Origin of the sequence: Azohydromonas caseinilytica, from assembly GCF_012927045.1 — a bacterium.
GTDB lineage: Bacteria > Pseudomonadota > Gammaproteobacteria > Burkholderiales > Burkholderiaceae_C > Azohydromonas > Azohydromonas caseinilytica.
Genome location: NZ_JABBFW010000002.1, coordinates 128213 through 148113, shown reverse-complemented (window position 1 = coordinate 148113; position 19901 = coordinate 128213). Strand labels below are relative to the sequence as shown.

At 72.4% G+C, this 19901-nt stretch carries 11 protein-coding genes; 3 read left to right on the top strand and 8 right to left on the bottom strand.

Going from position 1 to position 19901, the window contains the following annotated elements; genetic code table 11:
• Positions 1–23: 23 nt before the first annotated feature.
• Complete coding sequence (locus HHL10_RS03785) at positions 24–2441, bottom strand: YgiQ family radical SAM protein (RefSeq protein ID WP_169159015.1); 2418 nt, start codon at positions 2439–2441, stop codon at positions 24–26.
• Between the two features lie 224 nt (positions 2442–2665).
• Here HHL10_RS03785 and HHL10_RS03780 point away from each other — a divergent pair, with 224 nt between their 5' ends.
• Entirely contained in the window at positions 2666–4090 is a 1425-nt protein-coding gene (locus tag HHL10_RS03780) for a methyl-accepting chemotaxis protein (protein WP_169159014.1), read from the top strand.
• On the opposite strand, the gene HHL10_RS03775 is transcribed toward HHL10_RS03780, so the two are convergent.
• Entirely contained in the window at positions 4078–5496 is a 1419-nt protein-coding gene (locus HHL10_RS03775; RefSeq protein WP_169159013.1) for an aminotransferase-like domain-containing protein, read from the bottom strand. The two genes, HHL10_RS03780 and HHL10_RS03775, sit on opposite strands and share 13 nt — an antisense overlap.
• A gap of 170 nt (positions 5497–5666) precedes the next feature.
• Here HHL10_RS03775 and HHL10_RS03770 point away from each other — a divergent pair, with 170 nt between their 5' ends.
• Positions 5667–6878, top strand: a complete 1212-nt coding sequence (locus tag HHL10_RS03770; RefSeq protein ID WP_169159012.1) for an aminotransferase-like domain-containing protein — start codon at positions 5667–5669, stop codon at positions 6876–6878.
• A gap of 51 nt (positions 6879–6929) precedes the next feature.
• Here the strand turns inward: HHL10_RS03770 and HHL10_RS31105 are convergent, their stop codons facing one another.
• The gene (locus tag HHL10_RS31105; RefSeq protein ID WP_169159011.1) at positions 6930–10004 is read right to left on the bottom strand and encodes a DUF4347 domain-containing protein; all 3075 of its coding nucleotides are present in this window, start codon (positions 10002–10004) and stop codon (positions 6930–6932) included.
• Between the two features lie 70 nt (positions 10005–10074).
• Positions 10075–11325 (bottom strand): glycosyltransferase family 4 protein, encoded by a 1251-nt coding sequence (locus tag HHL10_RS03760; RefSeq protein ID WP_169159010.1) that lies wholly within the window; start codon positions 11323–11325, stop codon positions 10075–10077.
• A 220-nt stretch (positions 11326–11545) separates the two neighbouring features.
• Here HHL10_RS03760 and HHL10_RS03755 point away from each other — a divergent pair, with 220 nt between their 5' ends.
• Positions 11546–12862, top strand: coding sequence for a PQQ-dependent sugar dehydrogenase (locus HHL10_RS03755; protein WP_375138931.1), 1317 nt, complete (start codon positions 11546–11548; stop codon positions 12860–12862).
• Positions 12863–12909: 47 nt separating this feature from the next.
• On the opposite strand, the gene HHL10_RS03750 is transcribed toward HHL10_RS03755, so the two are convergent.
• The 4 genes from HHL10_RS03750 to dbpA form a co-directional block, all read right to left on the bottom strand.
• Entirely contained in the window at positions 12910–13674 is a 765-nt protein-coding gene (locus HHL10_RS03750) for a ParA family protein (protein WP_169159008.1), read from the bottom strand.
• Positions 13675–13786: 112 nt separating this feature from the next.
• Positions 13787–16246 carry a response regulator gene (locus tag HHL10_RS03745; protein ID WP_169159007.1) on the bottom strand — a complete coding sequence of 820 codons (2460 nt, stop codon included), beginning with the start codon at positions 16244–16246 and terminating at the stop codon, positions 13787–13789.
• Between the two features lie 243 nt (positions 16247–16489).
• Positions 16490–18406 (bottom strand): ABC transporter ATP-binding protein, encoded by a 1917-nt coding sequence (locus HHL10_RS03740; RefSeq protein ID WP_375138930.1) that lies wholly within the window; start codon positions 18404–18406, stop codon positions 16490–16492.
• A gap of 31 nt (positions 18407–18437) precedes the next feature.
• On the bottom strand, positions 18438–19862 hold the full coding sequence (gene dbpA / locus HHL10_RS03735) for an ATP-dependent RNA helicase DbpA (RefSeq protein ID WP_169159006.1): 1425 nt from the start codon (positions 19860–19862) through the stop codon (positions 18438–18440).
• Positions 19863–19901: the final 39 nt, after the last annotated feature.

Sequence of the window (19901 nt, the reverse complement as noted above, 5' to 3'; positions counted from 1 at the left end):
CACCCCCGCGCCGGCCCGCCGCCTCAACGCCCCTTGCGCCCGCCCGCCACCTTGGACGCCCCCGGGCGCGAGCCCGTCTCCCGCGGCGGCAGCCCGGTGTGCTGCGTCAGCAGCGTGCCGCGGCGCGGCGCGGCGCCGGCCGGCTTGGCATGGGACACGCCGCCCTTGGCCGGTGCCGCCTTGGAGCCCGGCGCGCCGCCCGAGAGCTTGGTCACCGCCGGCGCCACCTTGCCGCCCGGCTTGGCCACCGAGGCCTTCGCCCCGGCCGCCGTGCTGTTCTTGCGCCGCGCGCTCTGATACGCGCCGTCGGTGGCGGGCTGGAAGGTGGGAATGAGGTGGTGCTTGCCGTTGCCGATCAGGTCGGCACGGCCCAGCTCCTTCAGCGCCTCGCGCAGCAGCGGCCAGTTGTTGGGGTCGTGGTAGCGCAGGAACGCCTTGTGCAGCCGGCGCCGGCGCTCGCCGCGCACGATGTCCACCTTCTCGCCCTTGGCCGGGTCGCGGCTGATGCCCTTGAGGGTGTTGAGCCCCGAGTGGTACATGGCCGTGGCCGTCGCCATGGGGGAGGGATAGAAGGTCTGCACCTGGTCGGCGCGGAAGCCGTTGCGCTTGAGCCAGAGCGCGAGGTTCATCATGTCCTCGTCGCTGGTGCCCGGGTGCGCGGCGATGAAGTACGGGATCAGGAACTGCTGCTTGCCCGCCTCGGCGCTGAACTGCTCGAAGAGCTGCTTGAAGCGGTCGTAGGTGCCGATGCCGGGCTTCATCATCTTCGACAGCGGCCCGCCCTCGGTGTGCTCCGGCGCGATCTTCAGGTAGCCGCCGACGTGGTGCGTGACGAGCTCCTTGATGTACTCGGGCGACTTCACCGCCAGGTCGTAGCGCAGGCCCGAGCCGATCAAGATCTTCTTGACGCCCGGCAGCGCGCGGGCGCGGCGGTACATCTTGATCAGCGGCCCGTGGTCGGTGCGCAGGTTCTGGCACACGTCCGGGTAGACGCAGCTGGGCTTGCGGCAGGCGGCCTCGATCTCCGGGCTCTTGCAGCCCAGGCGGTACATGTTGGCCGTGGGGCCGCCCAGGTCCGAGACCACGCCGGTGAAGCCCGTGACCTTGTCGCGCATCTCCTCGATCTCGCGGATCACGGAGTCCTCGCTGCGGCTCTGGATGATGCGGCCCTCGTGCTCCGTGATCGAGCAGAAGGTGCAGCCGCCGAAGCAGCCCCGCATGATGTTCACGCTGAAGCGGATCATTTCCCAGGCCGGGATCTTGGTCGCGCCGTCGTGGCGGCCGCTCTCGTCGGCATAGCGCGGGTGCGGGCTGCGCGCATAGGGCAGGTCGAACACGTGGTCCATCTCCGCCGTGGTCAGCGGGATGGGCGGCGGGTTGATCCACAGGTCGCGCTCGCCATGGCGCTGCACCAGCGCGCGGGCGTTGCCGGGGTTGGTCTCCAGGTGCAGCACGCGGTTGGCATGGGCGTAGAGCACCGGGTCGGACTTGACCTGCTCGTAGCTCGGCAGCCGGATCACGGTGCGCTCGCGCGGGGGCATGGCGATGCGGCCGCTCTTGCGGCTCACCGGCATGGCGACCACGGCCACCGCCACGTCGCCGTCCTGCGGCTGCGCGCCCTCCTCCTTGGCGCAGCTGCTGCCCTGGGCGGCGGCCTGCTCCTCGGTGGTCAGGTAGGGGTTGATGTGCTCGTCGATGCGCCCGGGGCGGTCCACCTCGGTGGAGTCCAGCTCGAACCAGCCTTCGGCGCTCGGGTCCTCGGTGCGGCGCATGAAGGCGGTGCCGCGCACGTCGGTGATGCGCTCGACCGGCTCGCGCCGGCCCAGCCGGTGCGCGACCTCGACCAGCGCGCGCTCGGCGTTGCCGTAGAGCAGCAGGTCGGCCTTGGAGTCCACCAGGATCGAGCGGCGCACCTTGTCCTGCCAGTAGTCGTAGTGCGCGATGCGGCGCAGCGAGGCCTCGATGCCGCCGATGACGATGGGCACCTCCGGGAAGGCCTCGCGGCAGCGCTGGGCGTAGACCAGGCAGGCGCGGTCCGGCCGCGCGCCGCCCTGCCCGCCAGGGGTGTAAGCGTCGTCGCTGCGGATCTTCCGGTCCGCGGTGTAGCGGTTGATCATCGAATCCATGTTCCCGGCGGTGACGCCCCAGAACAGGTTCGGCTTGCCCAGCGCCTTGAAGGGCTCGGCACTGTGCCAGTCGGGCTGGGCAATGATCCCGACGCGAAAGCCCTGCGCCTCCAGCACGCGGCCGATCACGGCCATGCCAAAGCTGGGATGGTCCACGTAGGCGTCGCCGGTGACCAGGATCACGTCACAGCTGTCCCAGCCGAGCGCGTCCATCTCCTCCCGGCTGGTGGGCAGGAATTTGGCCGTGCCGAATCGCTTGGCCCAGTACGGGCGCCAGGAAGTGATCGGCTTGGCGGTGGGCGGGAGTTGAGTCACGGCGGCGGGCTGGTGCGGGCAAACCCCGTATTGTCCCCGGACACCCTCGGCACACCGGCTCAGGGGTTGTGCAGAAAGCCGTTTTGTTCTTCGGTTTCTAAGGGTTCACCAGACCTGTAGTGCGAACAACGCGCTTACAGAATGACACATCAAGTCGCCGGCCGAGCCGGCCCGGGCCAGGACACAGCGGCCCATTGACCTTTGGCAGCCAAAGGGGAGAAACGATGAGCCTGCGCAACCTGTCGGTCCGCAACCGGCTGGCCCTGGTGTTCGGCACGCTGGTGCTGATGGTGTGGCTGGTGTCCGGCTTCACGCTGCACACGCTCGGCCAGGAGCAGCACAGCCTGGAGCGCTATGCGGCGCTGGTGGCGCAGGGCCAGACGCAGGCGGCCGGCGCGCTCCAGGCCGCCGCCGCCGCGGCCTACGACCAGAGCCGCGTGCTGCTGCTGGGCGCCTGCCTGCTGGCCGGGGCGCTGGCCATGGGGCTGGGGCTGTGGGTGACGCGCAGCATCACCGGGCCGATCCAGCAGGCGCTGGCCGTGGCGCAGTCGGTGGCCGCGGGCGAGCTGCGGGTGGACATCGACGTGCGCGGCCGCGACGAGGCCGCGCGGCTGCTGCAGGCGCTGGCGCGCATGCGCGACGCGCTGGTGCACATCGTCGCCGACGTGCGCCGCCATGCCGAAGGGGTGGCCGGCGCCAGCACGCGCTTCGCCCAGGGCAACCAGGACCTGAGCCGGCGCACCGAGCAGCAGGCCGCCTCGCTGCAGCAGACCGCGGCCTCCATGGAGGAGCTGGGCAGCACCGTGCAGCACAACGCCGGCCACGCGCGGCGTGCCAACGAGCTGGCGCGCGAGGCCTCGGCCGTGGCGGCCCAGGGCGGCACGGTGGTGGCGCAGGTGGTGTCCACCATGAAGGGCATCGAGGCCGGCTCGCGGCGCATCGCCGACATCGTCAACGTCATCGACGGCATCGCCTTCCAGACCAACATCCTCGCGCTCAACGCCGCGGTGGAGGCCGCGCGCGCGGGCGAGACCGGCCGCGGCTTCGCCGTGGTCGCCGGCGAGGTGCGCTCGCTGTCGCAGCGCTGCGCCGGCGCGGCCAAGGAGATCAAGGCCCTCATCACCGACAGCGTGCAGCGCGTGGGCGCGGGCTCGGCCCTGGCCGACCAGGCCGGCCACACCATGGAGGACGTCGTCGCCGCCATCGGGCGCGTGACCGAGCTCATGGGCGAGATCAGCGTCGCCAGCACCGAGCAGAGCAAGGGCGTGGCGCAGGTGTGCCAGGCGGTGACCGAGATGGACCACGTCACGCAGCAGAACGCCGCGCTGGTGCAGCACGGCGCCTCGGCCGCGGACGGCCTCAAGGCCCAGGCTCAGGAGCTGCTGCAGGCGGTGGCGGTGTTCCAGCTGACGCGCCAGGCCAGCGCGCCGGCCCCCATGCTCGTCGCGCCGGTGGCGGCCACATCGGTCCCGGCCCCGGTGGCGGCCGTCCCGATGGCGGCGGCCCCGGTGGCTACGCCGCGCTGGGACGGCACCGAGCGGCGCGGCCCGCAACGCGCCACCAACATCGCGCGGCCGGTGTTCCGGGCCCGGCCGGCCGTGGCGCTGGTCCAGGCGATGCCGGCGCGCACGGGGACTTACGGGGACTGAGGCGCGGCCCGCGCCAGCCACTCCTGCAGGAACTTCAGCAGCCGCGCATCGGTGGCCCAGGCCGCGTTGATGCGCAGCCGGTCCAGCCCCGCGCCGCGGCGCGAGAACATGTGGCCGCCGGCGATGACGATGCCCGCCGCGCGCGCGTCCTCCACCAGCGCCGGCGCCTCCACACCGGGCGGCAGCGCCGCCCACAGGAACACGCCCTCCGCGCCGGCCGCGTCGGCGTCGAAGCGCAGCCCGCAGCGCTGCAGCGCCGCGATGGCCGCGGCCCGCGCCCGCGCCAGCCGCTCGCGCAGGCGCAGCACGTGGCGGTGGTAGCGCCCGCTGCGCAGCACCTCCGCCACCAGCGCCTCCTCCAGCGTCGAGCCCGAGAGCACGTCCATGAGCTTCAGCTCCACCAGCCGCTCGGCCAGCGCCGGCGGCGCGGCCAGGTAGCCCACGCGCAGGCTGGGGCTGAGCACCTTGTTGAAGCTGCTGATGTAGATGACGCGGCGCAGCCCGTCGATCTGCGCCAGCCGCACGCCGGCGTCGCCGGCAAGGTCGCCGTAGACGTCGTCCTCCACCAGCATGAAATCGAAGGCCTCGGCCAGGTTGAGGATGCGGTGGCTGCGCGCCGGAGCGGTGCTGGCGCCGGTGGGGTTGTGCAGCAGCGTCTGGGTGAAAAAGGCGCGCGGCCGGTATTCCTCGGCCAGCTGGGCCAGCGCCTGCAGCTCCGGCCCCTGCTCGTCGCGCGGCACGCCCACCACGCGCAGGCCCAGCGCGGCGAGCTGGCTGTGCAGCAGGAAGTAGCCCGGGTCGTCCACCAGCACCACGTCGCCCGGGCCGGCCAGCACGCGCGCGGCCAGCTGCAGCGCCTGCGAGGCGCCGAAGCTCGTCACCAAGTGCGCGGCGGTGGCCGGGATCTGGCGCCGCGCCAGCCGCTCCGCCAGCTGCGCGCGCAGCGCCGGCAGGCCCTGCACCGGCGGGAGCACCGCGGCCTCGGCGCTCTCGCGCAGGCTGCGCGCCAGCGTGGCGGGGGCGATGGCGTCCTCGTACCAGTGGCGCGGCAGGTAGCCCGAGCCGGCCTGCAGCAGCGTGGCGTCGGCCGACAGCGCGCTGTGCGTGAAGCCGGTGGTGGTGGTGGCGGGCGCGGGCGGCGCCGGCGACGGGCCTTCCGCCGCCCGGCCGCTGGGGCGCAGCACGAAGTAACCGGCGCCGGGACGCGAGGCCACGTAGCCCTGGCCGGCGAGCCGGTCCAGCGCCACCAGCACGGTGTGCACGCTGACCTCCAGCCGCGCCGCGAGCTGTCGCACCGAGGGCAGTTTCGCGCCGGGCAGCAGCAGGCCCTCGTCGATGCGCTGCGCGAAGTGGCGCACGATCTGCTCGGTCAGCGGGACGGCGGTGTCCTTGGTCAGGGTGAACATGGCGGCGGCAAAGGGGGAAGCCCGCGGATTCAAGCATGCCCCCGTGCGCCAACTGTTGCGGTCGCCGCACCGAACAGTGCGCTCAACCGTACTGGTCACCGTCACGGGACAGCCTCGCGCCGCGCCCCTACCGTTCAGGTCCGGCCCACTGCTCCTTCCCGAACGACGCCATGACCACTGCCACCAGCCTCTATCCCCTGTCCACCCGTGCCGCGGCGCTGCGCAGCTCTGACGTGCGCGAGCTGCTGAAGGCCGCGCAGCGCGCCGACGTGATCTCGCTGGCCGGCGGCCTGCCCGCAGCCGAGCTGTTCGATGCCGAGGGCCTGCGCGCGGCCACGCGCGCCGCGCTGGAGACGCCCGCCGCCGCGCTGCAGTACGGCCTCACCGAGGGCCAGCCGGCGCTGCGCGCCGCGCTCGAAGCCCGCGAGCGCAGCCACGGCATCGCCCTGGCCGGCCGCTCCCTGCTGGTGACCACCGGCTCGCAGCAGGCGCTGGACATCGTGGCGCGGCTGCTGCTGGACGAGGGCGACGTGGTGGTGGTGCAGCGCCCCAGCTACCTGGCCGCGCTCCAGACCTTTGCCCTGGCCGGCGCGCAGTGCGTCGGGCTGGAGGAGGACGAGGACGGCGCGCGCGTCGAGGACCTGGAGACGCTGGCCTTTGCGCGCAAGCCCAAGCTGATCTACCTGGTGACGCCCTTCGCCAACCCGTCCGGCGCCTCGCTGTCGCTGCGCCGGCGCCAGTGGCTGCTGGACTGGGCCGCGCGCCACCAGGTGCTGGTGCTGGAGGACGACCCCTACGGCGTGCTGCGCACCGAAGGCGAGGCGCCGCCGAGCCTGATGGCGCTGGCGCAGGACGTGCCGGGCGCGGCCGCCTGGTGCGGGCGCACCTCCACGCTGTCCAAGGCCGTGGCGCCGGGCCTGCGCCTGGGCTGGCTGCTGCTGCCGCAGGCGCTGGCCGAGGCCGCGGCGCGCGTGAAGCAGGCCCTGGACCTGCACACCTCCTCCTTCGCCCAGGAGGTGGCGGCGCAGTACCTGGCCGGCGACCGGCTGGAGGCGCATCTGCAGCGGGTGCGCGGCGCCTACCGCGAGCGCCGCCGCGCGCTGTGCGAGGCGCTGCACGCGGCCTTCGGCGACGCGCTGGTGTTCAGCGAGCCCGAGGGCGGCATGTTCGTGTGGGCGCGCTTCACCGACGGCACCGACACCCGCGTGCTGCTGCCGCGGGCGCTGGCCGCGGGCATGGCCTACGTGCCCGGCGACGCCTTCTACGCCGACGCCGCGCCGCGCGACCGGCTGCGCCTGAGCTTCACCACGGAGCCGCCGGCGCGGCTGCGCGAGGGCGTGGCGCGGCTGCACGCGGCGTGGCAGGCGACGCGCGGCGCATAGCCCGCGCCCGGCACGGCGCCGGGGCGGCGGCTCGGGCCGCCGCCCGCGGGCTCACACCACGAACAGGTCCACCGCGCTGAGCGCCGTGCCGGCGGTGAGCTTGGCCACCAGCACCGCCGCGCCGGCGCCCGTGCCATCGGCGTCGTAGAGCAACTGGCCGGTGGACTGGGTGTAGATCAGCCGGTCGCCGGCATCCAGTGCCCGCGTGCCCTGCACGAAGGCGCCGCTCCCCACCTGCCCGACCGGGCCCAGCCGGGTGAACACCGCGTCGTCGAACTCCAGCCGGTCATCGACGCTGCTGAAGTCGCCGAGCGTGTCCAGCGTGGCGGCGCCGGGCAGGTCGATGAAGCGGAAGGCGTCCTGGCCGGCGCCGCCGCCGAGCAGGTCCAGCCCCAGGCCGCCGATGAGCAGGTCGTTGCCCATGCCGCCCTGCAGCGTGTCGTTGCCCGCGCCGCCGTCGAGCTGGTCATGGCCGTCGGCGCCGGCAAGCACGTTGGCCGCGGCGTTGCCCAGGATCAGGTTGGCCAGCGCGTTGCCCGTGCCGTTGACGGCTGCGGCACCGGTGAGCGTCAGCCGCTCCAGATTGGCCCCCAGCGTCCAGCTCACGCCGGCCTGCACGGTGTCGATCTCGGCGGCCAGCGTGGAGCTTTCATTCACCACGTCGAGCGCGTTGTCCACCACGTAGACGTCGTTGCCCGCGCCGCCGATGAGCGTGTCCGCGCCCAGGCCGCCGTTGAGCACGTTGGCCGCGGCGTTGCCGGTGAGCGTGTCGCGGCCCGAGCCGCCGATGGCGTTCTCGATCAGCGTGCCGAAGCCGAGGAAGGACTGGCCGGCGGCCAGCAGGCTGGCGGCCTTGCTGCCCACGAAATTCCAGCTGCCCGGGTTGAGGTTGATGCTGACGTTGGCCGCCTGCCCGGCCGCCGTCACGGTGTCCACGCCGGCGCCGTCCCAGATATAGCGCTCGCTCAGGGAATAGGTATTGTTGGCGACGCGGGCCTGGGTATTGACGCCGGCAAGATAATGAATCGTCGCCAGGTCGAATATGCCGATATTCTGCACCCAGGGCGCGCTGCGGTTATAGCTCATCACCGTATTGGCCTGATTATCCTCGGCCGGGTTGAGCACGGGCGCCTCGAAGGGGTGCTTCAAATACAGCGAATGCCCGATCTCGTGCAGCAGCACCTGGAAGCCATAGCTGCCCCGGGCCATGTCCACGACGCTGCTGTGGATGTGCACGGCCCCGCCGTCGATGGCATAACCCGAGGCGTTGTAGACGTTGCCCGAAGTCAGGTTGTCACGGAAGAAACGCATGCCCACGCCGGCGCTGTCGGCCACTTCCACGAAGCGCAGTCCCGACACCGCGCTGTAGGCGGCCAGCGCCTCGCGCACGGCGGCCTGCTGCTGCGCTGAATAAAGCGCAAAACCGGACGTGCCGCTGGCCTGGGTCGCGAAACTGTATTGAACCGACCGCGCGCCGCCGATGGCGGAATTCATCATCGTCCCGGAATACAGGGTCGAGACGAAATAAGGCAAGGCCTGCGCGCCGTTGGTGTAAATCACCTGCTCGATCGATTTGGGCACGTAGACGTTGCTGGCCGAGACATAGGCCATATCCTTGGTGCCGGCGCTGTCGATGACGCGGTCGTTGAGGTCGTCGAGGTAATAGACGTCGTCGCCGCTGCCGCCTTCGAGCCGGTCGCCGCCCGCGCCGCCCTGCAGCGTGTCGTTGCCGCCGTAGCCCACCAGCGTGTCGGCCCCGGCCCCGCCGTCGAGCGAGTCGCTGCCGGCGTCGGCGAACAGGTCGTCGTCGCCGTTGCCGCCCAGCAGCGTGTCGGCGCTCAGGCCGCCGTCGAGGTTGTCATTGCCGTCGCCGCCGTCGAGCAGGTTGTTGCCGCTCTGGCCGTAGACGTTGAGGAGGTCGTTGCCGGCGCCGCCGAGCAGCGTGTTGCCGCCGCCGCCGCCCAGCAGCGTGTCGGCACCCAGGCCGCCGTCGAGCCGGTCGGCGCCGGCCTGGCCCTCCAGGTGATCGTCGTCGGCACCGCCCAGCAGCGTGTCGAGCCCGTCGCCCCCGAACAGCACGTCGCGGCCCGCGCCGCCGTCCAGGACGTCGTCGCCGCTCCAGGCTTCCAGGTGGTCGTCGCCGTTGCCGCCCCACAGCGTGTCGTTGCCCGATCCGGCCTGCACCGAGTCGTTGCCGTCGCCGCCGTCGAGGCGGTTGTGGCCGAGGTAGTTGCGCGTGACCAGCCGGTCGTTGCCGGCGTCGCCGAACAGGGTGTTGTTGCCCGCGCCGCCGTCGAGATAGTCGTCGCCGGCGCCGCCGCGCAGCGTGTCCAGGCCATCGCCGCCGAAGAGCGTGTCCAGGCCCAGGCCGCCGTCGAGCTGGTCGTTGCCCGCGAAGGCCTGGAGCTGGTCGTTGCCGGCGCCGCCCAGCAGCGTGTCGTCGCCGATCCAGCTCACGAGCGTGTCGTTGCCGTCGCCGCCGTCGAGGCGGTCGCTGCCGCCGTAGCCGTAGGTCTGGATGTTGTCGTGGCCCGCGCCGCCGGCCAGCACGTCGTTGCCGGCGCTGCCGAGGAGGGTGTCGTCGCCGGCCGTGCCGGTGTAGGTGTCGTTGCCCAGCGTGCCCTGCCAGGTGCCGAGCACGCCGGCGTAGGCTGCGGGCCGCAGCGTGGCGGCCTCGATGGCGCCGGTGGCGGCTTCCAGGCGCCAGTCGCCGCCCAGCGCCGCGGCGCCGGTGAGGCCGGTGGAGGCGGCGACGTCGGCGCCGGTCAGGGCCGCGAGCCGGCCGATGAAGTGCGTTCCGTCCTCGCCCTGCGCCACGTTGCAGCCGTAGAGCAGCAGGTCTCCGTCGGCGGCGAGCGAGGCGCCCAGCGCCCGCAGCCGCGCCGCGTCGGCGCCCAGTATGGCGTCGTCCAGCACGCCGGCACCCAGCCACAGCGCGCCGGCGCTGCCGTGGCTGACGATCTGGATCGAGGCCAGCCCGCGGTAGGCCGCGGCGGCAGCCAGCATCTGCGTGAGGCCGTCACGCTCCGCCTCGACGCGCACCCAGGCGCTGTCCGGCGGCAGGGCCGCGACGAGGTGCTCGAAGTCGGCCACGCGGCTGTCGATGAAGACGAGATGTCGGGTCACAGTCACTTCCTTCTTGTTGGTGTGTGGACGGCAACCGCTCCCGCCCCATGCGCCGGCCCCGGGCCGGCATTCAGGCTGGCCGCGACCGGCCCGAGGAGGCCACCCGCTCCAGCAGCTTCAGCCCCTGCGGCAGGCAGCGCGTGGCCAGGTCGTAGCGCTCCACGACGGTGGCGCGCGCGGCCCGGCGCACGGCCTCGACCTTGGCACCGCCCTGCAGCACCTGGGCCAGCCGCTCGGCCAGCGCCTCGGTGTCGAAGAAGTCGGTGAGCCAGCCGTTGCGGCCATGCTCGATGACCTCCTCCACCGGCGCGGTGCGCGAGCCCACCACGGCGCAGCCGCTGGCCATGGCCTCCAGCATTGACCACGACAGCACGAAGGGGTACGTCAGGTAGGCATGTACCGCCGAGACCTGCAGCAGTTGCAGGTACTGCGGGTAAGGCAGCTTGCCGGTGAAGTGCACGCGCGACCAGTCCACCCGCTCGCCCAGTTCGGCCTGCAGCCGCGCGCGGTAGCTCTCCCCGGGCGGCAGGCGCTGGCCGTAGCTCACCTCGTCGCCGCCCACCACCACCACGCGCGCCTGCGGGGCGCGCGCCTGCAGCGCCGGCAGGCTGCGCATGAAGACGTGGAAGCCGCGGTAGGGCTCCAGGTTGCGCGCGACGTAGGTCACCACCGGGTCGCCGCGGCGCAGCCGCAGCTCCTGCCAGGCGAACTCGGCCAGCGCATCCGGCCGCACCAGCCGCGTGTCCACGCCCTCGTGCACCACGCTGAGCCGGGGCTGGTACACGGCCGGAAACTGCGCGCGCTGCCACTCGGTGGGGCAGACGCCGGCGTCGATGTCGTCCAGCGCCAGCAGGTGAGGCGTCTTGCGCAGCTGCAGCCGCGCCAGCGCGTCCGGGCCGCTGGGGTACTCAGGGTCGAAGCCCACATCGGCGCCGCGTGCGCGGTAGAAGAACTCGCAGTAGCCCAGCAGCGGCGTGTCGGGGCACTCGCCGCGGATGAACAGCGCCTCGCCCCAGCCGGGGTGGACCACGATCAGGTCGGGCTTGAGGCCCTTGGCATTGAAGGTGCGCAGCGCGCGCGCCACGGCCTGGCCGCGGGCGATCTGGGCGTCGAACTCGCGCAGGTGCGCCGGCGTGGCGGCCAACTGCTTCGGCTCGGGCAGGCCGTAGCCGAACACGCTCAGCCGCGGATGGCGCACGCCCCAGCGCTCCACGGCGCCGCGCTCGCCTACGGCCAGCACCTCGTCGCCGCGCTGCAGCAGCGCCGCAATGAGGTGCCGGAACTGCGCCGGCATGTTCTGGTGGATGAAACAGATGCGCATGAAGAAAACGTCAGGAAGAGAAGCGGTGCGGGTCGAGCCAGGGCAGGACCGCCGCAGTGAGCGGGAAGGAGTCTGCCTTCAGAGCCTTACATCGCGTTGCAACAAGTCACGCTGTTATCGGCAAGCCGGCGCCGCCTTTACAGGGCGAGCGCTGCGCTGCCCGCGCGGCCCGGGATTTGCCCCGGGACCGGGTATCGAGCCGCATCGAGGAGAAACCTTCGTGAGCCTGCGCCGCCCCTTACTGGCCGCCCTTGCCGCCGTGCTGGCGGCCTGCAGCAGCAGCACGCCCCACCCGCCGCCGGACGAGGTGACCGGGCCCGACCCCAAGCTGCCGGCGCCGAACAAGAGCCTCATTCCCACGGTGGACATCGCGCCCGCCTTGGGCTGGCCCGCCAACGCCAAGCCGGTGGCGGCACAGGGCCTGCAGGTGGCAGCCTTCGCCACGGGGCTGGAGCACCCGCGCTGGCTGCACGTGTTGCCCAACGGCGACGTGCTGGTGGCCGAGACCAACGCGCCGCCCAAGCCCGAGGACGGCAAGGGCATCAAGGGCTGGTTCATGAAGCGCACCATGGCCAAGGCCGGCGCCGGCGTGCCCAGCGCCAACCGCATCACGCTGCTGCACGACGGCGACGGCGACGGCGTGGCGGAGACGAAGTCGGTGCTGCTGCAGGGGCTCAATTCGCCCTTCGGCATGGCGCTGGTGGGCGACAGCCTGTTCGTGGCCAACACCGACGCGGTGGTGCGCTTTCCCTACCGCGCCGGCGAGACGCAGATCACGGCTCCCGGCGAGAAGGTGACCGACCTCCCCGGCGGGCCGCTCAACCACCACTGGACCAAGAGCCTGATCGCCAGCCCTGACGGCCGGCGCCTGTACGCCACCGTGGGCTCCAACTCCAACGTGGCCGAGAACGGCCTGCCCGCCGAGGAAGGGCGCGCCGCGATCTGGGAGATCGAGCTGCCCGGCGGCGGCAAGCGGCTGTTCGCCACCGGGTTGCGCAACCCCAACGGCATGGCCTGGGAGCCCGGCACCGGCGTGCTCTGGACGGTGGCCAACGAGCGCGACGAGATCGGCAACGACCTGGTGCCGGACTACCTGACCTCGGTGCGCGACGGCGCCTTCTACGGCTGGCCCTGGAGCTACTGGGGCCCCAACGTGGACGAGCGCGTGCAGCCGCCCAACCCCGAGGCGGTGGCCAAGGCGGTGAAGCCGGACTACGCGCTGGGCGCGCACGTGGCGGCGCTGGGCCTGGCCTGGAGCGGCTCCGCCGCGCTGCCGCCGGCGCTGCGCGAAGGCATGTTCGTGGGCGAGCACGGCAGCTGGAACCGCAAGCCGCTGTCGGGCTACCAGGTGGTGTTCGTGCCCTTCAAGGGGGGCCGCCCCGAGGGGCTGCCGCAGCCGGTGCTCACCGGCTTCGTCAACGACAAGGGCGAGGCCCAGGGCCGCCCGGTGGGCGTGGCCATCGACGGCCGCGGCGCGCTGCTGGTGGCCGACGACGTGGGCAATACGGTGTGGCGGGTGACGGCGGCGGGGAAGTGAGGCGTGCTGCCGGTGTCACGGCAACGCAACCCAATGGAGCCGTCGAATCACCCCGGCAGCGCCTCGTGCAGCTGCTGGAATTCCTGGGTGAGCTTGTGCCTCGGGTCCAGGTGCACCATGGGTTGCGCGCGCTGGTGGGACTCGCGGATCTTCACCGAGGCGCTCAGGTAGGGCTGCAGCACCGGCATCCCTTCCTCGACGAGCTGGCGCACCAGCTGCTGCGGCAGGTTGGCGCGGGGCTGGTACTGGTTGACGACGATGCCGTCCACGCGCAGCGCCGCGTTGTGGTCGGCGCGGATCTCCTGGATGCTGTCGAGCAGCCCGTCCAGCGCGCGGCGCGAGAAGGCATCGCAGTCGAAGGGAATGAGGCAGCCGCTGCCGGCGATCAGCGCCGAGCGCGTGTAGAAGTTCAGCGCCGGCGGAGTGTCGATGTAGATGCGGTCGTAGTCGCCGGCCAGGGCGGCCAGCGCGTCGCGCAGCTTGTACATCTTGTAGCGCGACTCCAGCTTGCCCTGCAGCTCCTCCAGCTGCGGATGCGAGGCCAGCAGCGACAGGTTCTCGAAGGGCGTGGGCACCACGTACTCGGCCAGCGGGCGCTCGTTGAAGATGCTCAGCACGTTGGTGAAGAAGCCGCCCAGGTGCGGCGTGCCCTCGGGCACGGCGTCGCCCAGCAGGTAGTGCGTGGAGTTGCCCTGCGGGTCCAGGTCCACCACCAGGGTGCGCAGCCCCTGGTGCGCGCTGATGGCCGCCAGGTTGCAGGTGATGGTGGACTTGCCCACCCCGCCCTTCTGGTTGAACACGACGTACCGCATGCGCTTCCCTTCCTTTGCTGCTCGGCCGCCGGCCGCAAACCGTCTATTGTGCAGTGCGGCAAAAGTTCAATCCCCGAAATGCCTTCCCGGGCGGGACCCTCCCGGGTCCGGTTCAGGCCGCCTCGCGCTCCGGCCCCCAGGGCTCGGCATGCGGCGGCAGGTTGCCGCCATGGGCCCGGGCGCGGGCGATGCCGCGCTCGATCACCGCGCCCAGCGCCTCGCGCGTGAAGGGCTTGCTCAGGTAGTCGTCCATGCCGGCGCCCAGGCAGCGCTCGCGGTCGCCCTCCATGGCGTTGGCGGTCAGCGCCACGATGGGCGTGCGCCGGCGGCCGGGCTCCATGCGCTCGATCTCGCGCAGGCGGCGCGTGGCCTGGTAGCCATCGAGCTCGGGCATCTGGCAGTCCATCAGCACCAGGTCGTGCGGGCCCGCCTGCCAGTGCTCCAGCGCCTCCAGCCCGTTGGCCGCCAGCGTCACCTCGCAGCCCAGCGCCTCCAGGTGCGCCTGGGCCAGGATCTGGTTGATCTCGTTGTCCTCGGCCAGCAGCACGCGCAGGCCGCCGGCGGGCAGCGAGGGCAGCGGCGGCGGCGCCACCGGGGGCGCCACCTGGCCGGGCGCGCCCAGCGACTGCAGCAGCCCGTACAGCGCCTGCCGGCGCACCGGCTTGGACAGCCAGCGCACCAGCCCGTCGGCGCTCTCGCCGCCGGCCTCGGTGGCCAGCGGGCTCAGCACCGCCACCGGCAGCCCGGCCCAAGCCGGCTCGGCATGCACCGCGCGCGCCAGCGCCAGGCCATCCAGCGCGGGGCCGCGGTGGTCGGTGAGCAGCAGGTCGAAGCGCTCGCCCCGCGCGGCGGCCTGCGCCAGCCGCGCCTGCGCCTGCGCCGCGTCGGCCACCGGCTCGACCCACACGCCCCATTGCGCCAGGTAGGCGGCCAGCACGTCGCACGCCGTGGCGTTGTCCTCGACCAGCAGCACGCTCAGCCCCTGCAGGCTGCCCTCCGGGCCGGCGCGCGGAGCCTCGCCGGGCAGCGGGCGCAGCGGCAGCCGCAGCGTGAACGTGGCGCCCTGGCCCGGCTCGCTGCGCAGCGTGATCTCGCCGCCCATGAGCCGCGCCAGGTGCTGGCTGATGCTCAATCCGAGCCCGGTGCCGCCGTAGCGCCGCGTGGTGGAGCTGTCGGCCTGGGTGAAGACGTTGAACAGCCGCGCCTGCACCGCCGCGTCGATGCCCGGCCCGGTGTCGCGCACTTCGATCGCCACCCGCGTGGGCACGCCCGCATCGTCCGGCGCCTCCACGCGCAGGCTCACCGCCACCTCGCCGCGGGCCGTGAACTTCAGCGCGTTGGACACCAGGTTGGCCACGATCTGCCGCACCCGCAGCGGGTCGCCCAGCACGCGCTCGGGCAGCGCCGGGTCGATGCCGCACAACAGCTCCAGCCCCTTGCCCTGCGCCGTGGGCGCGAACAGCAGCGTGCTGTCCTCCACCACCAGCCCCAGGTCCAGCGGCACGCTCTCCACCGTCAGGCGCCCGGCCTCGATCTTGGCCAGGTCCAGGATGTCGTTGAGGATGGACAGCAGCGACTGCCCCGAGGCCTGCGCGGTGCGCGCGAAGTCGATCTGCCGCTGCGACAGCGGCGTCTCCATCAGCAGCTCCAGCATGCCCAGCACGCCGTTCATGGGCGTGCGCAGCTCATGGCTCATGTTGGCCACGAACTCGCTCTTGGCGCGGTTGGCGGCCTCGGCCACCTCCTTGGCCTGGCGCAGCTCCGCGGTGCGCTGCTCGACCATGGCCTCCAGCTCGGCGCCATGGCGCGCCAGCGCATCGTCGCGCTGCTGGATCTCGCCCAGCATGGCGTTGAAGCCCAGCACCAGGCGGCCGATCTCGTCGTGCCCGTCTTCCTCCACGCGCACGTCGTAGCGGTGCTCGCGCGAGACCTCGTCCATCGCGGCGGAGAGCCGGTGCACCGGGTCGATGATCTTGCGGCGCAGCCGGGCCGAGATCAGCACCGCGCCGCAGGCCGCCAGCGCCGCCAGCGCCAGCGAGGCCGCCAGATGGCGCGCGGCGTTGCTCCACAGCGCGCCCAGGTCGGAGTCGATGAGCAGCTGCCCGGCACGCTGGCCCTCGAAGGCGATGTCGTGGCTGCTGAGCTGCTCGCTCCAGCCCTGCTCCAGCGCCATGTCGGCGCCCGCGCGCCGGGGCAGCCCCGCGGCGCGCACGCGCAGCTCCATCTGCCAGCGCCGCGACTCGCCCAGGCCGCTCTGCCGGTAGTGCGCCAGCACCACGCCGGCATCGTTCAGCAGCAGCGCGCCGCGCACCTCGGGCCGCTCCGCCAGACCTTGCAGGATGCCCTCGGCCGCCTCCAGGTCGCCCAGCACCAGGGCCGCGCGCAGGTGGTGCACCAGCATGCGCGCCACGCTCAGCGACTCGGTCTGCATGCGGGCGCGCTCGTCGATCATCTGGCGCGACACCTCCACCACGCCCAGCAGCAGCGCCGCCAGCATGGCCGCGCAGGCCACGGCGAAGCGCAGCTGGCGCCGGATGGAGTGGTCCAGCCAGCGGCCCAGCAGGGAGCTCATGCACCCGCTCCCGGATGGCCATGTCCGCTGCACGGCACGGTCCGGACGCCACGAAGGCGGAGGCGGGACGGCAGGAAGAAACAAGCGGTAGCCATGGGACGGGCCCGAAGGGGCATGCAGGGAGTACGTCACCCACTTCGGAAAGCGGCCTATCGCCCTTGAGCCACCAACGGTGACATCAAGAAAGTGGATGTAAATGCCGGTAGCGACGTGTGTAGCCGCGCCGCTCCCCGGGCCGCGCCCTCAAAGCGCCGGCCGCGGCACCTCTTCCTCGTCGTCGTCGGCGCGGCCGAGCACGTGCAGCGCGTCCTCCTCTTCCTCGCCGATGAAGCCGCCGCTCTGGTGCGCCCACAGCCGCGCGTAGATGCCGCCGCGCGCCAGCAGGCTGCGGTGGTCGCCCTCCTCGACGATGCGGCCCCGGTCCAGCACCACCAGCCGGTCCATGGCGGCGATGGTGGACAGCCGGTGCGCGATGGCCACCACCGTCTTGCCTTCCATGAGCTTGTAGAGGCTGGCCTGGATCGCGGCCTCCACCTCGGAGTCCAGCGCGCTGGTGGCCTCGTCGAGCAGCAGGATCGGCGCGTCCTTGAGCATCACGCGCGCGATGGCGATGCGCTGGCGCTGCCCACCCGAGAGCTTCACGCCGCGCTCGCCGACATGGGCGTCGTAGCCGTGGCGGCCGGTCGGGTCGTTGAGGCTCTGGATGAAGTCGTGCGCCTCGGCGCGCTTCGCAGCGGCCATCACCTGCGCGTCGCCGGCGTCGGGGCGGCCGTAAACGATGTTGTCGCGCACCGAGCGGTGCAGCAGCGAGGTGTCCTGCGTGACCATGCCGATCTGCGCGCGCAGGCTGTCCTGCGTGACCTTGGCGATGTCCTGGCCGTCGATGAGGATGCGTCCGCCCTGCACGTCGTAGAAGCGCAGCAGCAGGTTGACGAGGGTGCTCTTGCCCGCGCCGGAGCGCCCGACCAGGCCGATCTTTTCGCCCGGGCGGATGTGCAGGTTGAAATCCTCCAGCAGCGGCTGCCCGTGGCCATCGCCGCCGTAGGCGAAGCGCAGGTGCTCGAAGCGCACCTCGCCGCGCGTGACCTGCAGCGCCGGCGCGCCGGGCTCGTCCACCACCGTGCGCGACCGGCTCAGCGTGTTGATGCCGTCCTGCACCGTGCCCACATGCTCGAACAGCGAGGCCATCTCCCACATGATCCAGTGCGAGATGCCGTTGAGCCGCAGCGCCATGGCGGTCGAGGCCGCCAGCGCGCCGGCGCTGGCCTCGCCGCGCAGCCACAGCCACAGCGCCATGCCGGCGGTGCAGCCGATCAGGCCCATGCTCAGCGTGTGGTTGACGACTTCGAAGCCGCTGACCAGCCGCATCTGGCCGTGCACGGTGACCATGAACTCCTGCATCGCGCCGCGCACGTAGGCCGCCTCGCGCTGCGCGTGCGAGAACAGCTTCACGGTCGTGATGTTGGTGTAGGCGTCGGTGATGCGCCCGGTCATGAGCGAACGCGCATCGGCCTGGGCCTTGGAGACGCGGCCCAGGCGCGGCACGAAGTACCACAGCGCCAGCCCGTAGCAGACCACCCAGACCGCGAAGGGGCCGACCAGGCGCAGGTCGAAGGCGCCCACCACCGCCACCATGGTCACGAAGTAGATGGTGACGAACACCAGGATGTCGCCCAGCGTGAACCAGGCCTCGCGCACCGCCAGCGCGGTCTGCATCACCTTGGTGGCCACGCGCCCGGCGAACTCGTCCTGGTAGAAGGCCAGGCTCTGGCCCAGCATGCGGCGGTGGAAATTCCAGCGCAGCCGCATCGGGAAGTTGCCGGCCAGCGTCTGGTGCTTGAAGGCCGTCTGCAGCGCCACCACCAGCGGGCTGAACAGCAGGATGGCCGCCAGCCCCAGCAGGTTCCACTTCTCGCGCTCCCACAGCTGCGCAGGCGGCACGCCGGCGAGCCAGTCCACCATGCGGCCGAGCATGCCGAACAGCAGCGCCTCGAAGGCGCCGATGAGCGCGGTGAGCAGCGTCATGCCCAGCAGCCAGGGCCGCATGCCCTGCGAACAGGCCCACAGGAAGGGGAAGAACTGCTTGGGCGGGCTGGGCGGCGGCCCTTCCGGGTAGGGATCGACCAGGCGCTCGAAGAACGCGGACAGGGAACGGAACACGGAACCTCTTTTCTGATGGGGTCGGTCGGGCTCAGGCGTCCTGCGGCGCGTCCTGCAGCAGCCGCAGCTTCACGCGCCGGCCCTTGATGCGGCCCTGCGCCAGCCGCGCCACCACGGCCTCGGCCACCTCGCGCGCCACGGCCACGTAGGTCTGGTAGTCGCCGACGTTGATGCGGCCGACCTGGCCGGCCTCCAGGCCGCCCTCGCCGGTGAGCATGCCCAGCACGTCGCCGGGGCGGATCTTGTCCTTGCGTCCGCCCAGGATCTGCAGCGTGTGCATCGGCGGGCGCAGCGCGCCGCCGGGCGCCTCCTTGAGCGCATCGAGCTTTTCCCAGCGCGACTCGCGGCCCTGCTGCTGCTCGATGAAGCCCACGCGGCCCATCTCGTCGAGGCTGGCCAGGTTCAGCGCCAGGCCCGGCGCATCGGCGCGGCCGGTGCGGCCGATGCGGTGCACGTGCTGCTGCGCGTCGGGCGTGATCTCGACGTTGATCACCGCGTCCAGGCCCTCGATGTCCAGGCCGCGCGCGGCCACGTCGGTGGCCACCAGCACCGAGCAGCTGCGGTTGGCGAAGCGGATCAGCACCTGGTCGCGCTCGCGCTGCTCCAGTTCGCCGTGCAGCGCCAGCGCCTCGATGCCCTGCGCGCGCAGCACGTCCACCAGGTCGCGGCACTGCTGGCGCGTGTTGCAGAAGGCCAGGCTGCTCTCGGGCCGGTAATGCGCCAGCAGCTGCGACACGGCATGCAGCCGCTGGTCTTCCGTGACCTCGAACCAGTGCTCGACGATGCGCCCCGGCGCGTGCGCCTCGGCCGCCTTCACTTCCCTGGGCTCGCGCAGGAAGCGCTGCGCCAGCTTGGCGATGCCTTCGGGGTAGGTGGCGGAGAACAGCAGCGTCTGCCGCTGCTTGGGGCAGCGCGCGGCCACGGCGGCGATGTCGTCGAAGAAGCCCATGTCGAGCATGCGGTCCGCCTCGTCCAGCACCAGGGTGGACAGCGCGTCGAGCTGCAGGTTGCCGCGCTCCAGGTGGTCCAGCAGCCGGCCGGGCGTGCCCACCACCACGTGCGCGCCATGGGCCAGGCTCTCGGCCTGGGGCTTGATCGGGCTGCCGCCGCTGAGGTTGAGCACCTTGACGTTGGCCTCGGCGCGCGCGAGGCGGCGCACCTGCTGCGCCACCTGCTCGGCCAGCTCGCGCGTGGGGCACAGCACCAGGGCCTGCACGTCGGGCCGCGCCGCGTCCAGGCGCGCCAGCAGCGGCAGCGCGAAGGCGGCGGTCTTGCCGCTGCCGGTGCGCGCCTGCGCGATCAGGTCGTGCCCGGCCAGCGCCAGCGGCAGCGCCGCGGCCTGGATCGGGGTCATGGAAACGAAGCCCAGTTGCTCCAGGTTGCCCAGCAGCGCGGGCGGCAGCGGCAGCCGGTCGAAACCCGGGCCGGCCGCTGCGGAGGTGATTGATTCGGTCATTGCGGCGATTATCCGGAGCCCCATCAAGCCGCACCGGCA

What these genes read in the sequence shown, in the direction of transcription:
- HHL10_RS03780 (WP_169159014.1), top strand. Translation starts at nt 2,666, where the DNA reads ATGAGCCTGCGCAACCTGTCGGTCCGCAACCGGCTGGCCCTGGTGTTC.
- HHL10_RS03775 (WP_169159013.1), bottom strand. Translation starts at nt 5,496, where the DNA reads ATGTTCACCCTGACCAAGGACACCGCCGTCCCGCTGACCGAGCAGATC.
- HHL10_RS03770 (WP_169159012.1), top strand. Translation starts at nt 5,667, where the DNA reads ATGACCACTGCCACCAGCCTCTATCCCCTGTCCACCCGTGCCGCGGCG.
- HHL10_RS03760 (WP_169159010.1), bottom strand. Translation starts at nt 11,325, where the DNA reads ATGCGCATCTGTTTCATCCACCAGAACATGCCGGCGCAGTTCCGGCAC.
- HHL10_RS03750 (WP_169159008.1), bottom strand. Translation starts at nt 13,674, where the DNA reads ATGCGGTACGTCGTGTTCAACCAGAAGGGCGGGGTGGGCAAGTCCACC.
- HHL10_RS03745 (WP_169159007.1), bottom strand. Translation starts at nt 16,246, where the DNA reads ATGAGCTCCCTGCTGGGCCGCTGGCTGGACCACTCCATCCGGCGCCAG.
- dbpA (WP_169159006.1), bottom strand. Translation starts at nt 19,862, where the DNA reads ATGACCGAATCAATCACCTCCGCAGCGGCCGGCCCGGGTTTCGACCGG.